This is a genomic window from Paracoccus subflavus (assembly GCF_004310345.1).
In the GTDB taxonomy this organism is placed as follows: Bacteria; Pseudomonadota; Alphaproteobacteria; order Rhodobacterales; family Rhodobacteraceae; genus Paracoccus; species Paracoccus subflavus.
In genome coordinates this window covers 45,359-57,876 of record NZ_SISK01000015.1, presented here as the reverse complement: position 1 = coordinate 57,876, position 12,518 = coordinate 45,359, and the positions used below count along the sequence as shown (strand labels likewise).

Genomic DNA, 12,518 nt, shown 5'->3' with positions numbered 1-12,518 from the left:
GCGCAAACTCGACGGCCAGAACCGCCTGCCGGAGATCATCCAGGGGATTGAGTTCCGCGACGGCCTCCGTCAACTTCAAGCCGCCGCCTGATCAGGCGTCACCAACTTTTGCCCATATCTCAAACGTCCACATCTCCCTTCTTCAACCGCTCCAACTCGTCGCTGCTAAGAGTTTTCTCAATGGCTTCACGCAACCGTCTCTCGTCCTCGGACCCGACAGGACGCGCATAACGGGCCAGTTCGGCATAGTTAGGTTGAGCATGATGCTGCGATCCAATCGAAGTCGCAGGCGCATGATCAAGCACGTCCGACTCACGTGAACGCTCCATCTGGGAGGCAGTATCGAGACCTTCCCAATAGCGATACGCATCGGCGCTGTTATCAGCCGCTTCCCGCAGGGAGGAATAGGACTTGCTGTCATCAAAGGAGTAGGTCGACTCGCCCCCTCCTCTGGAAATCTCAAGGGCCGGATAGAAACGACCCTCATCTTCGATCACGACGCTACGGGTTTCTTCCACGCCATCACGAGACACCCAGTTGCCCTGAATATAGGCTCTAACCTCATCATCGCCAGGATACTCAGTGAGTTCGCTGGCGGTGGGCAGACCTGCAACCGGATCGGGGTTTTCCGTGCTTACTTCTACACCAGTGCTCCGGTTTGTGACTGCTCTCTGATGGATTGCATCATCCACGCCATAGGCGTCTGCAACGCGATCATAGGCGGCATCTACCACTGCGATAGCCTGCTGCAATTGTGCCTGGTCTCTCAGATCCAAGCCGCGCAGATCAGCTACGCTCTGTAGGTCATGCTGAACCCATCGTGCCTCAAGGGCCGCAGAATTGGCCCCCACGCGCATCCGAGCCTCGACCTCGACCGGATCGATGCCGGTCCCGTCTAGGGCGGCCGTCAGCTTGTCGCGTCCTTCCAGGGCAAACCGGGTGTTCACCATGCTTAGATTCTGGGCCGAATAGATACCTTCTTCGCTGGCGCTCTCGCGCAGATCACGCGACCGGGCGCCCAAGGGCTGCAGATGCTCTACAGAGGTCAGCGCCTCGGCCAGCTTGCGCTCCATGGCGGGACGCTGGTTCGGGGCCGCATTCTCAATGCGCTGCTCCGCATCATCAACGGCCTTTCTCAAGTTCGCGGCGGCTTTATCGAAATCTTCTACTAAGGACATATATGGTTCCCCTTTCGATATAATGGTGCCACCTCCGGCAAGGACCGAAGATGCCTTTTCAAATGCAGTTGCTAGATCCTGCATGTTCTGCTGCGAGGCAAAGCTCGCTAAATCGCGATAGCGCAGGGACCAGTCGCGAACTTCTTGGGTGGCACGGACCAGAGCATCACCAATTCGGGGCTTTCCTTCTGGTGCCTCGAAAGCGGTGCCAGTCTGTGCAGATCTTTCCCTGGCACGTCGCCACTCGCCGTCAGTCGGCGGATAATGAATATGACCTCGCTGCAAGCGCGAGGTGGCCTCAAGTCTAATGCCATAGCGATCAGCATGATCAACCATGGCCTCCTTGAAAGCCTCGTAACTGTATTCCGTGCCTCGGCGCAGGATGAAGTAATCTCCATCCTGACCTCTCCTGTTGACGATGATGTGGGCATGAGGATTTTTGTTGGGGCTGTCGGTATGAACCGCAATCATGTAGTCGAACCTACCACCCAGCTTTTCGCGGCAGATTTCTCCCGCGATCAGGCTGACATGGCTGGGCTTTGCCCCGCGCGGAAAGGACATAAGCATATGGCTTGTCCGTGCCGCATTCATTTGCCCCTTCCAGTTATCAGCCCAACGCGAAACAGCAGACTCGATCTGCTCCGGGTTCAGAACCTTCGCGCCGTCCAGCAGTCCTCTTGAATCGTGAACATCGACACTTTTGCTGAACAGGTAATTGAATTGAGCAGATAGCTGACTGCGCGAGGCACAACCGCCTGTGCGGATCATCTTGAAAATTGCTGGCGATGCGCCTTGGGCGGCGCGTGCCATATGGCGAGCTTGACCGGCCCCCCTACCCCGTCCAACCCTGCTCCAATCCTCATCGAAGAGTTTTCCGGTTACAGCAGAAACGGCATTAACGCGGCTCATCGTCATGCCCCTTCATCGTCGCAACAAACCTTCGGAGGGTCTGCGACGCACGCTTGCCTTCGATCTCGCGAACAACAGTTGAAACGCCGTCGATGTGCTCAAGAAGATCAGTTAGAAGCTGCTCCTGCGGCTTGGTCAGCTTGAGTTTTTGACCACGCCTCACCTCATAGTTTTTGGTCGCGACAAGCTGGTTCACGTTCCGCCCTATGGCTGACAACTGCGCCGCAACGTCGCGCAGCGCATCCGCCAGATCAGGGTCAGGCTCTAAAAAACCCGCTGGAACGCGGCAAACACGACGCAGGGCATCAGCCCTACTTGCAAGACCAAGACGGCCTGTGAACGCGTCGAATGCCCTGAGACTGTCACGATCGACAGTGAATGAGACTGGGGCGGTGCCAGCATTCGCAACAGCCTCCTTCTCGTGGAAGGCCCGCACAACCCGGTAAATGGTTGGGCGTGTGACACCATAGGTCTTCGCCAGGACTGTGACCGGCACGCCAGAACGCATTGAAGATACGATCTTCTTCACGTCGCTAGGACTAATTTTTGACGTTCTTCCAGCCATGTCCGATGTGTAAAAAATTAAACTTGTATTTCTTGCCAATCTACAAGGCTAGTGTTGGTCAAGACTGATGAAATGTCAATGAAATCTGGCTTGTCCGACACTAGCCTTTCCGTTTCAGGCAACAGTCTAAGCAGTGTGACGTGGCTAATAGGGACTCAGAGGCGCTGAGCGGGCCGCTGAGTGCCCTTAAGCTCTTCAAGGGTGCATCCCCTAGGGAGAAGCCCTTAGCCGCCCCTCAGCGGCCATGCAGGCGGCTCCCGTCGAGTGCTGCGTCCAGATCAAGCTAGCAACAAGGGCGCGACTGCAATCTGAGGCAACATTACGTCATCTCGCCGCGTCGCTTCTTCGCGTCGTCACTCCGCGTCATGACGTCGCGTCATGGCGTCCCGTCATCACGTCCCGCTTTTACGTCGCGTCGTCACGTCGCGTCGTCGCGTCGCGGCATTACGTCGCGCTTCTAAGTTGCGTCGTCACGTCACGTCGTTACGTCGCGTTGTCGCGTCACGCCATTGCGTTGCGTCGTAGCGTCGCGTTGTTGCGTCGCGTTGTTGCGTCGCGTTGTTGCGTCACGTTGCTTCGTCACGTCATCCCGTCGCGTCGTTACGTCGCGACGACTTGACATAGCATTGCTGGGCGGTAGGAATGAAAGTGAGCCTGCCATCATTAAACAATTTGCCTCAAAAGAGGCTGGGACAGAAACGGAGCTAACGAAATGGCAACTGTGCTTGGAATGATCAGCCGAAAAGGCGGCGCAGGGAAGTCAACTATAACTAAGCTCTTGGCCTCTGCCTTTGCCTTCACCGATCATAAATGCCTCATCATCGATTTGGACCCTAGCAAAGACATTGTGAACTGGTGGGTTACAGCGAATGAAACGGGTTACGCCGACAAGAACATCATTGTTCGCGCTCCGACCGATGCTGACGATCTATTCGATTTGGTCTCACGCTATGAGGATGAGGTCGAGTTCATCATAATCGACACAAAGGGCGAGGGTAGCTCTTGGGCAGTTGATCTAGCAAGTGTATCGGACGTTCTAATCGTTCCATGCATGAACGCTAAAGGTGATCGCGAACGCACCAAAGAAACATTAGAATGGCATCAGGATTTGAAAAGGAGGGCTGAGAACCCGGACTCGATACCGCCTCTCAGGATTGTGCTTTCCAGAGTGAAGCCAAACCTTCTGACGCACGTCCGGGGCAATCCGAAGCCAAAGGATCTAGCGGCACGTGAGTTTGAGCGCCATTACGAAATCATCGACCAGTTCAATCCTCTTGCCACGATGGTGCCAGAAAAGACGCAGTATCGTGAAATGGATGAACTAGGTCCCTTGGGTGCTGTTCTGACCAAGTGCAGAGACAGCGAAGACAAAAACGAAAAGCTCAAGGCTTTTCACTTCGAGGCTGCTCTAGCTCACGCCATCACTCTTGTGAATAACATCTTCGACGACAGGAGAATGGGGGATATTCATGGCGCGTGAACGCATCCGAACCACCAGAGAAGATGCCACCGGCTTCGAGGAAGGGGTGACGGGTGTTCGCAAACCCACAATCCTCAAGCCCTTCAATAAGGATGCCTTGGAAGCATTCAACAAGCGGAAGAAGGCCAGTGCAGCGCCTTCAGAACCGCACCCAAAGCTCTCAGGTTCACTTGAAACCGCCGTTCCTGATGTCAGCGAAAGCCTCCAGTTGCCAGCAGATAATACCCCTGTGCAACAGGAGTCGCTCCAGCAGGAACCGATCATGAGTGAGACCGAGACGGCACCCAAGGGTGCATCGGCTTCCACGGCTCCGGGCCTCGCAACGATAGTTCTTCCGCCCCGCGCTAAGCAGAACCGCGGAGTAAAAGTCGATGTGCGCCTCAGGCTGTTGGTCCGACAAGTGGAGCCCATGAGGAAGATCGTGGAGAGGGGCATCGAACCTGGCGACGTGCTGCGAACTGCCTACAGCCGTCTTCCAGAAATCCGGATCGAACCTCGCTACATCCCACAAGTGCAGGAACCAAGTGGGCCTTCCGAGTGGAACTACCGCACCTCTATCGCCGTGAAGAAGGAGATACTTCAGGCGATCCAGGATCAGGTTCTCAATGGTGCAGAGGCCCCGCGATCCAGTCTGATAGTCGGCCAGATCGAACGAGCTTGGTTCGCCTGCGTGGACGACACCATCAAGGAACTGTCGAAATGAAGCACATGGCTCTTGCCGCTGCCTTCTGTGTGGTTGCCGTTCCTGCATCGGCTTGGGAGGAAGAAACCGATTTCAGGGGGCTTCATATCTACACCGCCTCCGGTGACGGGATCTCCGCCACAGCCGTCTGTGATCCCGATGGTGCGTTCATTCCTCCGACCAACCACCTGAGCGTCACGCTCGACGGTGAACCGCTGGATGGGGACTATCTCATCAAGTCCTCGACAAAGACGCACCAAGGCAAGATGGTCTCCGGTTCCGCCGTCAGTCGCGATGGCGAAGACTGGAGGGGCCTCGTCGGCGTGCTACGCAGCGGGTCGCAGATCGAGCTGACGGCAAACGGCAAGACCTTCCGGTTGGACACAGGCTCCGCGTTTCCGGTTTCGTGTGGTGCTGACGCCTGAAACCTTCTGAGGCAGGCGGCCTTGCGTGGCCGGATCGGAATTGTCCATCCGTGGCAGACCCTTGCCACGGGCTTGCAGCCTACGAACGGAACGTGCCCCTACAGAGCGAAGGGACGTGAGTAGGCTGTGGTCAATTCCGGCAGTGATCGGGGCTGTGTTTGCCGCCATACCGCGGCACAAAAGGAACCCTTGGGGCAACCCTACGTTGAACGGCACTCCCTCCCTGACTCTCGCCCCGCCCGAAAGGGCGGGGCTTCTTCATGGGCTGACGGCGCAACCGTCTCCGCATCGCCGCGCACGCGGCTCCCGCGCGGATAGCGCAGGGCCAGGCGGGGCGGGGCCGGCTCGACGGCTCCGCCCCGCCTGGTCAACCTGATAGTCAAGGGAAAGCCCCCGCTGCTGTTGCGGGGGCCGGGTGTCAGATCGCGCTGATAAGCCGCTCTCCGCGCGTGGGGTGCATTTCGTAAATCAGAACCTCGATGCCGAGGCGGACGGCGCGGCGTTGGCCGCGCCGCTCCGCTTCCGCCAAGGTCGCGCAGATGATGGGCAGGTCGTCGGGGTCGTCCCGGATCTCGTAGGTGGTCAAAGCGCGACTCCCGGCTTGAGATTTCCGACAGCATTCAGCCAGCCGCGCGCCTCGGCGCAATCCATGCAGATGCAGGTTCCGGTCCCCTCGACCACGACCGGCGCGAGATAGACCCAAGGATTGCTCCTGCCGCATTTGCGGCAGGACAGGACGGGCAGGGGGTGGGGGCCGCTCATGCGGCCCTCTTTTCTTCTGCCTCGATCTGCTGGCCCTTCATCAGCCATTCGGCGGCCTTCTGCGCCTCGCTGGCGGCTTTGAAAATCAGCCGCTTGTCGTCCTTCAAGGCCCGCAACCAGCTTTGGACGTAAGCGCCGGACTGATCGAAATCCGGGGTCAGGCCAAGCCGGGCGCAAGTCATGCAGTTGCCAATCTCGGCAATCAGTTCCTCGAAGGCGTAAGCCTTGCGGTCATTGAAGCGGGAAAAGCGGTCAAGGCGGCTCTTGTGTCCGGTCCAGTGGGTCGCCTCGTGGGCAAGCGTGGCGTAGTAGCCTGCCGCGCTGTGGAACGTCGCAATCGGCGGCATGTGGATGAAGTCGTCGGCGGGGTTGTAGAAGGCTTGCGGCTCGTCGCTGGTGCGAATGTCCGCGCCGGTGGCCGCGAAAAAGGCGTCAAGGGCGGGGTCGGCCTCGGTGCCAAGGTCGCGGGCAGGCTCGGCGGGGGTGCCGTAGTGTTCAGCGGGCAAACCGTCGATCTGCTCCGCATTGAACACGCGATAGGCTTTCAGGTAGGGCAGGCGGCGTTCCTCGCCGGTGTCCGCGTCCTCGCGTTCAAAGGTGCCGTATTTCACGACGGTTGAGGATTTCTCGCCTTTGCGCACCTGTCCGCCTGCCTCTTGGGCCTGCTTGTATGTGAACCAGCGGGCGGCGCGGTAGCCTTTGGCGTCGGCGGCAAGCCACAACATCAGGACGTTGATGCCGGAATAGGGTTCGCCGTTGCTCCGCAGCGGGAAGGGTGCGCCGCCCTTGTCGCCGGTCCACGGCTTGCGCCATGCCGGGGTGCCTGCCTCGATGCTGGCAATGATGCTGTCGGTGACGTGGGCGTAGAGATCGAACTTGTCAGCCATTTGTGGCTCTCCTTTAGCGACGGGGGCGGCCGGGTCTTCTGCCCGTTCCGCCGATGGGCGAGCCTTCCTGTTCTGATTTCTGAAAGGCCCATGCCTTTCGGAAAGCAGAGCGGGGAGGGCGCAGCCCTGCCCGTGGCCCCGGCCGAGACTGTCAAGGGGTCGGGAAGGCGGGGTGGTGCGGCCCGCAGCCCGGCAACGGGCGAGGACACGGCCCGCCTGGACGACGACGCCCAACGGGCGGCGCTTGCCCCTTGACCGGCTCGGGCGGGGATGCGTGGCGGACAGGAAAACAAAAAGGCTGCGGACGGGGGTGAGCGGGCGAAAGCCCGTCGATCCCCCGGAACGACACATGAATCATCGTGGCCCGCGCCGCGCGCGGGCCTCTCCCGTGTCTTCTTGGGCCGCACAGCGACGGCAAGGCAGGTCAGAAGGGAAAGCAGCTATCTCTGGGCTTCACCGGCAGCACTCAACTGCCCGCCCGGTTGACCACAGCCTGACGCTCGATCCCTGTGGTCTCGCTTACAGCCTGCTTCGGCCTCCCCCTGTCCCTCCCAAGATCGAGCCAGTGCGAGGCTGGACAACCGGGCTCACGGCCCGCGTCAGCGGTCCCGCCCGAAGGGGCGAGATGGGCAGGGCAGGGCGACCAGGACCGGCGGGCGAGGGACTGGCTCGGGACGAGACAGGCATCCGCGCGCCGCAGCCGGGAGCATCGCCCTGACCAGCTCGGGTGAAGGCCGGCTTGCCGGCCGGAACCGGGGACGCGACCCGAAGGGGGACGCCCTACTTGATGACTTTACGCATGGAAGGCGGGAGGCGGGCCACTCCGACGACTTCGTAGGCTTTGGTTTCGGGATTGAGGATCATGAGGCAGTTGCCCCGCAGTTCCAACTGAATGATGCCTTCTGGATCACTCAAGCTGTCAAACTGCGACAGCATCAACTCGATCATGTCTCGGGTAACTTCAGCCCTGCAATCGGTTGCTGTCTCTCGTGCCGCAAACATCGAAACCCATCCCTCTGTAAGTAAAACGGGTGTTAACCGTCCTGTCTGACAAAGCTATGCCACTGGCTAAAAAGCCAGTCCAAAAAGCCAGTTTTCAGATTTCGATTGACAACCTTACCAGAGCGTCACTTGCCAACTAGCTGGCATGTTTTGGGTTTTTCCAAGCTGCGACTCAGCCTGGTTCGATGCCGCAATGGAGAGGCGGGAAAAAAAGGCCCCGCGCAAGCGGGGCCTTAAGTTACTCCGTCGCTAGATGGAGCATTGCGGTCCTTAGCACTTTTCGAGTGTCGGCACTACGGTCTTCTGGTGAAGGATCTGGCTCAGCAGTCCGGTAGGACAGGGCCGGGGTAGGGGTTCGCGGGTCCGTAGCGCACACCGTCCTGCTCGAAACAGCCCTTGAAGCCGCACAGCCAGGCGCGGTGCAATTCGCTGCGCGCGACAAGGCGGCGCAGCCAGCGCGGCATGACGCGGCCGGAATGTCCCGCCAGATAGATGCGCAGATAAAGGTTCATGGGGCGATCCGTGCAATGGGGCGAGGACAGGGGCAGGCGCATCGCCTGCCCCTGTCAGTTTCAGTTACGCCTTGGGCTTGTGATAGACGCAATAGCCGGTCGGAACATTGGTGCCGGAGCTGGCGAAGCTGCCCACGGGCAGATCGGTCCAGCGGCCTATGGTGGTGCCGTGGTCATAGTGGGCCGTCGCGGGCAGGATGCAGACCAGGACGCCGCCCGGCTTCAGGAACTTCACCGCATGATCCAGATGCAGCTTGTAGTGCCGGCCATAGAAGGGCGGGTTCATCACGACCGCATCAAAGCGCGGATCGGGCGCGACCTGCAAGAAATTGGCGGTCATGACGGAATGGCCCTTGGCGCGGGCCTGCTCGGCGCGGGCTGCGTCATACTCGATGCCGGTCACGATGACAGGGGCGCGGCCACGCCGTTCCTCGGGGTTGTCGTTCCACGCTGCAAGCTCGTCCATGATCCGGCCGTCACCGCAGGACGGTTCAAGGATCTGTTCGCCGCCTGACAGGTGCAGGGCGCTGACAATCTCCTGCGCCACGCGGCGGGGCGTGGGGTAGAATTGCAGGTCGCGGGCAACTTCGGTGCTTGGCCGCTTGGCTTCCGTCTCGGTCGGCGCGTCGGGAAGAACCTCGCCATAGAACTCGGCCAGGGCGCGGTTAATGTCGCGCCGTCCATCCTCGTTGAAAATCAGATGCACGTTGCCGTTCTTGAAGGCGCGGATGAAGCCTGCGCAGCAATCGGCTTCGCCGTGCCGTTCAGCCTCCTTCATCATGTCGGCAAACTCGCGGTATTCATAGCGCGGCTGACCGCGATAGACGCGCAGGGCGTTCAAGGTGTCCTTCAGCCGCTCCTGGCCCCATCCGTTCCAGCCGGTCGCGCTGCCGATGATGATGCGCTTGGGCAGGCCCTCGACGCCGATCTTGACCTTGGAATGGCTCTTGTAGGCTGGGTCCAGATCGCAAAAGCACTCGGCCAGACCCTTGAGGACGTGAAACCGGGGGTCCAGCAGATAATCCCCGAACACTTCCGCAAGATTGGGCAGGGTGAAGGGCAGGGGGTTGGTCAGCTTCAGATCAAGCTGCTTGCGGTCCTTGGCACTGGCAATGCGCTCAATCTGCAAGCCGTCATAGACATGCTTCCAGGCCGAACGCAGCAGGGCAAGGCGCACGTCGCGTTCGTAAAGGCTTGGACTGCGAGAAAAGACCTGACCGCCATAGGCTCCACCGATGCAGGCCGCGACGTTGACCGCTGCCTCGGCCCGGTTGAACTCGGCAATCACCTCGGGAATGGCCGCGGCCTTCTCGTCATACTCGGCCACGATCTCGGACAGGCTGCGGCGCATGGCGGGCGCGGCATGTTCCTGCGTCTCCCCGATCTTCGGAAACTCGGTGTTGTGATAGGTCATGCGGTCGCCTCCTGCCGGGCGGCGAAGGCATCAAGCATGAGATAAAGCGTCTCCAGGGTGGGTGCGTCGCCATAGATCACGTCGCGGCCAACCAGTGTCGGGTCGGCCTCGCACTTGGCGCGGACGCGCCTGTCATGGTCAAGATAGGCGTTGACCGCGAAGCGATTTTCACCTGCGCCGCTGTCGTAGAAATAGACGTGCCACTTGGGAAGCTGGTCGGGGTTGTCGTCTGCCTCGGCCATCAACTCCTGTGCGGCCAGGGTCTGAACCTCGACGGACCGGGCGCAATCGCGAATGAAGCCGTTGCTCCTCAGCCCCTTGAAGTCGGCGGTGTCGCGCACGCCGAACACGTTGCCGGGGCAACGCTCGGCCACAAGGCGGGCCAGGATCTGTGCGCTGCGGGCGCTGCCGGTGGCGGCAACATAGGGCGCCGGGTGCATGTCGATCTGGACCACGGAAAAATGGGTCATCGCCGCCTCCTTACTGGCTCAGGGCGGCATAGGTGCCGCGATCTTCATAGCGGATGATGGGTTCGCCGGTCTTGGACAGGCCGCCCCAGCAGGGGCCGACAAAGCCCGCGATCTTCGGCTGGCCCTGCAACTCGGGGCGCAGGCGGGTGCGGGTCTCGGTTCCGGTGATTTCCGTGCCCATGTCCTCGACCCATGCGGCCAGGTCATCGGTCAACACGCGGCTCATGCCGCAGTCATCGGTCATGGTGACGATCTCGAAAAGCGCCATCTTTTGGCTCTCCTTTAGCGACGGGGGCGGCGGGTCTTCTGCCCGTTCCGCCGATGGGCGAGCCTTCCTGTTCTGATTTCTGAAAGGCCCATGCCTTTCGGAAATCAGAGCGGGGAGGGCGCAGCCCTGCCCGTGGCCCCGGCCGAGACTGTCAAGGGGTCGGGAAGGCGGGGTGGTGCGGCCCGCAGCCCGGCAACGGGCGAGGACACGGCCCGCCTGGGCGACGACGCCCAACGGGCGGCGCTTGCCCCTTGACCGGCTCGGGCGGGGATGCGTGGCGGACAGGAAAACAAAAAGGCTGCGGACGGGGGTGAGCGGGCGAAAGCCCGTCGATCCCCCGGAACGACACATGAATCATCGTGGCCCGCGCCGCGCGCGGGCCTCTCCCGTGTATTCTTCTTGAGGGTGAAGCTATCCAGCCTGCCGCCTCTCTCCTGGCGGCGGGCCTTGCAGGGCGGCGAGCTGGACGCGCCCATCATGGAGCGAAGGGAAGTGAGCCGCCCTGTGGGAAGGTTCGGCGGGATTGTGCCACCATACAGAACTAGCGAAGGGAAAGCTGGCATACGACTTTTGTCGTGCTAGGCTCTCTGGGTGCAAAGGAGGGTGTGACATGTTCCATTCCCCCGAGCAGCACGACAAGCCTTGGTCGGAAGCAAAATCCGTCTCGGAACTGTCGGATGATGAGGTCAGGCAACTGTTCGACGCCAAGGTCGCGAAGCTCAACGAAGAACAGCGATCAGCGTCCGTAAGCGGTAAGTCGGTCCAGATTTCACAGTCATTCTCGCCCTCCAGGCGCGGACGCCGCCTGGGTTTTTCATGGTGGAAAGGTTTAACCGGACCACGCAACTGCCCGCCCGGTTGACCACAGGCTGTGTGCTCGATCCCTGTGGTCTCGCTTACAGCCTGCTTCGGCCTCCCCCTGTCCCTCCCAAGGTCGGGCCAGTGCGAGGCTGGACAACCGGGCTACCCGCGCAAGCGATCGCAACCCGACAGGGCCGAGACTGGGCCGCTGGACCGACTATTGCGGCCCCGCAAAGGCTGGCTCGGGACGAGACAGAGAGCGCGGGAAAAGCCGCAAAGGAGGGAAAGGGGTTCAGGCTCGGGGCGCAGGCCGGTGCAGCCGGCCGAAGCCTAGAGCGCGGTCCCTCGGGCGGGAGGTCCAGGGCGAAAGCCCTAGACCGAACGAACAGAGGGAGGCGGCATTTCAAGGCTCATCTGGCCCCGAGTCTGGCTCTGTGCGTGTTTCCAGCACATATTTTTCCCAGTCGCCGGACAGATTTAGTATTCCGCATATCCATTTGATGGCTTCGGGGTCGCCTTGAAGCGCGCGGGTAGCGTTTGCCTCCAACAATTCAGCGTCCGCTATCAAACTAGCCACTTTACCTTTTGATAGGGTCGATATGCCTGCTTCATTCCTTAGTGCAGCCGCTTCGTTGCGAGCCTTCTTTGCGATCGTTACGTTTATACCTGTCATTGTCTGCTCGTGTTGTGTGAGGTCTATGGCCGACCAGACAGCGGAAACGGAAGGAATGGAAGATGGCAGATGATGTTGTTCGCAAGGTGGTTGGCTATCTCCGCCAGATCGAGAAGCTGGCGGAAAAAGGCGACCTCGACGGTGTTCTGCTCGAAGCGCGTCTGGCTCTTCGCCTGTGCAATGCGCCGTCCAGCAGCGACACGACCGCTGACGCAGGGGCATGAGCTGCTATCCTTCGCGAACGAACACCCCGGCTGACATCAGTGCCTGGATGAAGTCGGCCCTGACCTGTTCAGGTGTCACGGTGCCTTCGGCAAAGGCGATGCAGGAACCGGCCGCCTGCCGATAGGCAGGATCGGCCGGATCGCATTGTTCCATCAGCGCCCGGCCCATGCCGTTGGCATCGTTGACGGTGCGAAACCGACTGTCTGTCTCCTGATAGGACACCGGCCGGATCGTGCGCAGCCCGCTTGCATCGTCTGCCATGATT

The 12,518-nt window shown here is 60.5% G+C and carries 16 protein-coding genes; 5 read left to right on the top strand and 11 right to left on the bottom strand.

Going from position 1 to position 12,518, the window contains the following annotated elements; translation table 11 throughout:
* Positions 1-119: 119 nt before the first annotated feature.
* Both EYE42_RS15120 and EYE42_RS15115 read right to left on the bottom strand, forming a co-directional pair.
* Positions 120-2,093, bottom strand: coding sequence for a relaxase/mobilization nuclease domain-containing protein (locus tag EYE42_RS15120; protein ID WP_130992145.1), 1,974 nt, complete (start codon positions 2,091-2,093; stop codon positions 120-122).
* The gene (locus tag EYE42_RS15115; protein WP_165455819.1) at positions 2,074-2,616 is read right to left on the bottom strand and encodes a helix-turn-helix domain-containing protein; all 543 of its coding nucleotides are present in this window, start codon (positions 2,614-2,616) and stop codon (positions 2,074-2,076) included. The genes EYE42_RS15120 and EYE42_RS15115 overlap by 20 nt, the downstream gene beginning before the upstream one ends.
* A 748-nt stretch (positions 2,617-3,364) precedes the next feature.
* On the opposite strand from EYE42_RS15115, the gene EYE42_RS15110 reads away from it, so the two are divergent.
* The 3 genes from EYE42_RS15110 to EYE42_RS15100 are packed head-to-tail and all read left to right on the top strand — an operon-like array spanning position 3,365 to position 5,239.
* The gene (locus tag EYE42_RS15110; protein ID WP_130992143.1) at positions 3,365-4,132 is read left to right on the top strand and encodes a ParA family protein; all 768 of its coding nucleotides are present in this window, start codon (positions 3,365-3,367) and stop codon (positions 4,130-4,132) included.
* On the top strand, positions 4,122-4,835 hold the full coding sequence (locus tag EYE42_RS15105; RefSeq protein WP_130992142.1) for a hypothetical protein: 714 nt from the start codon (positions 4,122-4,124) through the stop codon (positions 4,833-4,835). Before EYE42_RS15110 ends, EYE42_RS15105 begins: the two co-directional genes overlap by 11 nt.
* Complete coding sequence (locus tag EYE42_RS15100; protein WP_130992141.1) at positions 4,832-5,239, top strand: hypothetical protein; 408 nt, start codon at positions 4,832-4,834, stop codon at positions 5,237-5,239. Before EYE42_RS15105 ends, EYE42_RS15100 begins: the two co-directional genes overlap by 4 nt.
* A gap of 418 nt (positions 5,240-5,657) precedes the next feature.
* Here the strand turns inward: EYE42_RS15100 and EYE42_RS16085 are convergent, their stop codons facing one another.
* From EYE42_RS16085 to EYE42_RS15065, 8 genes are all read right to left on the bottom strand, one after another.
* Positions 5,658-5,825, bottom strand: coding sequence for a hypothetical protein (locus EYE42_RS16085; protein ID WP_165455818.1), 168 nt, complete (start codon positions 5,823-5,825; stop codon positions 5,658-5,660).
* The gene (locus tag EYE42_RS15095) at positions 5,822-6,001 is read right to left on the bottom strand and encodes a hypothetical protein (protein ID WP_130992140.1); all 180 of its coding nucleotides are present in this window, start codon (positions 5,999-6,001) and stop codon (positions 5,822-5,824) included. Before EYE42_RS15095 ends, EYE42_RS16085 begins: the two co-directional genes overlap by 4 nt.
* On the bottom strand, positions 5,998-6,888 hold the full coding sequence (locus EYE42_RS15090; RefSeq protein ID WP_130992139.1) for an ArdC family protein: 891 nt from the start codon (positions 6,886-6,888) through the stop codon (positions 5,998-6,000). The genes EYE42_RS15095 and EYE42_RS15090 overlap by 4 nt, the downstream gene beginning before the upstream one ends.
* Positions 6,889-7,668: 780 nt before the next feature.
* Complete coding sequence (locus EYE42_RS15085) at positions 7,669-7,890, bottom strand: hypothetical protein (RefSeq protein WP_130992138.1); 222 nt, start codon at positions 7,888-7,890, stop codon at positions 7,669-7,671.
* A 320-nt stretch (positions 7,891-8,210) separates the two neighbouring features.
* Positions 8,211-8,402 carry a hypothetical protein gene (locus EYE42_RS15080; protein WP_130992137.1) on the bottom strand — a complete coding sequence of 64 codons (192 nt, stop codon included), beginning with the start codon at positions 8,400-8,402 and terminating at the stop codon, positions 8,211-8,213.
* 64 nt (positions 8,403-8,466) lie between these two features.
* Positions 8,467-9,816, bottom strand: a complete 1,350-nt coding sequence (locus EYE42_RS15075) for a class I SAM-dependent methyltransferase (protein WP_246020843.1) — start codon at positions 9,814-9,816, stop codon at positions 8,467-8,469.
* Positions 9,813-10,286, bottom strand: a complete 474-nt coding sequence (locus EYE42_RS15070; RefSeq protein WP_130992136.1) for a hypothetical protein — start codon at positions 10,284-10,286, stop codon at positions 9,813-9,815. The genes EYE42_RS15075 and EYE42_RS15070 overlap by 4 nt, the downstream gene beginning before the upstream one ends.
* A gap of 10 nt (positions 10,287-10,296) precedes the next feature.
* Positions 10,297-10,554 carry a hypothetical protein gene (locus EYE42_RS15065; protein WP_130992135.1) on the bottom strand — a complete coding sequence of 86 codons (258 nt, stop codon included), beginning with the start codon at positions 10,552-10,554 and terminating at the stop codon, positions 10,297-10,299.
* A gap of 610 nt (positions 10,555-11,164) precedes the next feature.
* On the opposite strand from EYE42_RS15065, the gene EYE42_RS15060 reads away from it, so the two are divergent.
* Both EYE42_RS15060 and EYE42_RS16080 read left to right on the top strand, forming a co-directional pair.
* Positions 11,165-11,416 carry a hypothetical protein gene (locus tag EYE42_RS15060; protein WP_130992134.1) on the top strand — a complete coding sequence of 84 codons (252 nt, stop codon included), beginning with the start codon at positions 11,165-11,167 and terminating at the stop codon, positions 11,414-11,416.
* A 674-nt stretch (positions 11,417-12,090) separates the two neighbouring features.
* Positions 12,091-12,252 (top strand): hypothetical protein, encoded by a 162-nt coding sequence (locus tag EYE42_RS16080; protein ID WP_165455817.1) that lies wholly within the window; start codon positions 12,091-12,093, stop codon positions 12,250-12,252.
* A 4-nt stretch (positions 12,253-12,256) separates the two neighbouring features.
* On the opposite strand, the gene EYE42_RS15055 is transcribed toward EYE42_RS16080, so the two are convergent.
* Positions 12,257-12,514: a DUF982 domain-containing protein gene (locus EYE42_RS15055; RefSeq protein ID WP_130992133.1), complete on the bottom strand. Its 258-nt coding sequence runs from the start codon at positions 12,512-12,514 to the stop codon at positions 12,257-12,259.
* Positions 12,515-12,518: the final 4 nt, after the last annotated feature.

What these genes read in the sequence shown, in the direction of transcription:
- EYE42_RS15120 (WP_130992145.1), bottom strand. Translation starts at nt 2,093, where the DNA reads ATGACGATGAGCCGCGTTAATGCCGTTTCTGCTGTAACCGGAAAACTC.
- EYE42_RS15110 (WP_130992143.1), top strand. Translation starts at nt 3,365, where the DNA reads ATGGCAACTGTGCTTGGAATGATCAGCCGAAAAGGCGGCGCAGGGAAG.
- EYE42_RS15105 (WP_130992142.1), top strand. Translation starts at nt 4,122, where the DNA reads ATGGCGCGTGAACGCATCCGAACCACCAGAGAAGATGCCACCGGCTTC.
- EYE42_RS15100 (WP_130992141.1), top strand. Translation starts at nt 4,832, where the DNA reads ATGAAGCACATGGCTCTTGCCGCTGCCTTCTGTGTGGTTGCCGTTCCT.
- EYE42_RS15095 (WP_130992140.1), bottom strand. Translation starts at nt 6,001, where the DNA reads ATGAGCGGCCCCCACCCCCTGCCCGTCCTGTCCTGCCGCAAATGCGGC.
- EYE42_RS15090 (WP_130992139.1), bottom strand. Translation starts at nt 6,888, where the DNA reads ATGGCTGACAAGTTCGATCTCTACGCCCACGTCACCGACAGCATCATT.
- EYE42_RS15085 (WP_130992138.1), bottom strand. Translation starts at nt 7,890, where the DNA reads ATGTTTGCGGCACGAGAGACAGCAACCGATTGCAGGGCTGAAGTTACC.
- EYE42_RS15080 (WP_130992137.1), bottom strand. Translation starts at nt 8,402, where the DNA reads ATGAACCTTTATCTGCGCATCTATCTGGCGGGACATTCCGGCCGCGTC.
- EYE42_RS15075 (WP_246020843.1), bottom strand. Translation starts at nt 9,816, where the DNA reads ATGACCTATCACAACACCGAGTTTCCGAAGATCGGGGAGACGCAGGAA.
- EYE42_RS15070 (WP_130992136.1), bottom strand. Translation starts at nt 10,286, where the DNA reads ATGACCCATTTTTCCGTGGTCCAGATCGACATGCACCCGGCGCCCTAT.
- EYE42_RS15065 (WP_130992135.1), bottom strand. Translation starts at nt 10,554, where the DNA reads ATGGCGCTTTTCGAGATCGTCACCATGACCGATGACTGCGGCATGAGC.
- EYE42_RS15060 (WP_130992134.1), top strand. Translation starts at nt 11,165, where the DNA reads ATGTTCCATTCCCCCGAGCAGCACGACAAGCCTTGGTCGGAAGCAAAA.
- EYE42_RS16080 (WP_165455817.1), top strand. Translation starts at nt 12,091, where the DNA reads ATGGCAGATGATGTTGTTCGCAAGGTGGTTGGCTATCTCCGCCAGATC.
- EYE42_RS15055 (WP_130992133.1), bottom strand. Translation starts at nt 12,514, where the DNA reads ATGGCAGACGATGCAAGCGGGCTGCGCACGATCCGGCCGGTGTCCTAT.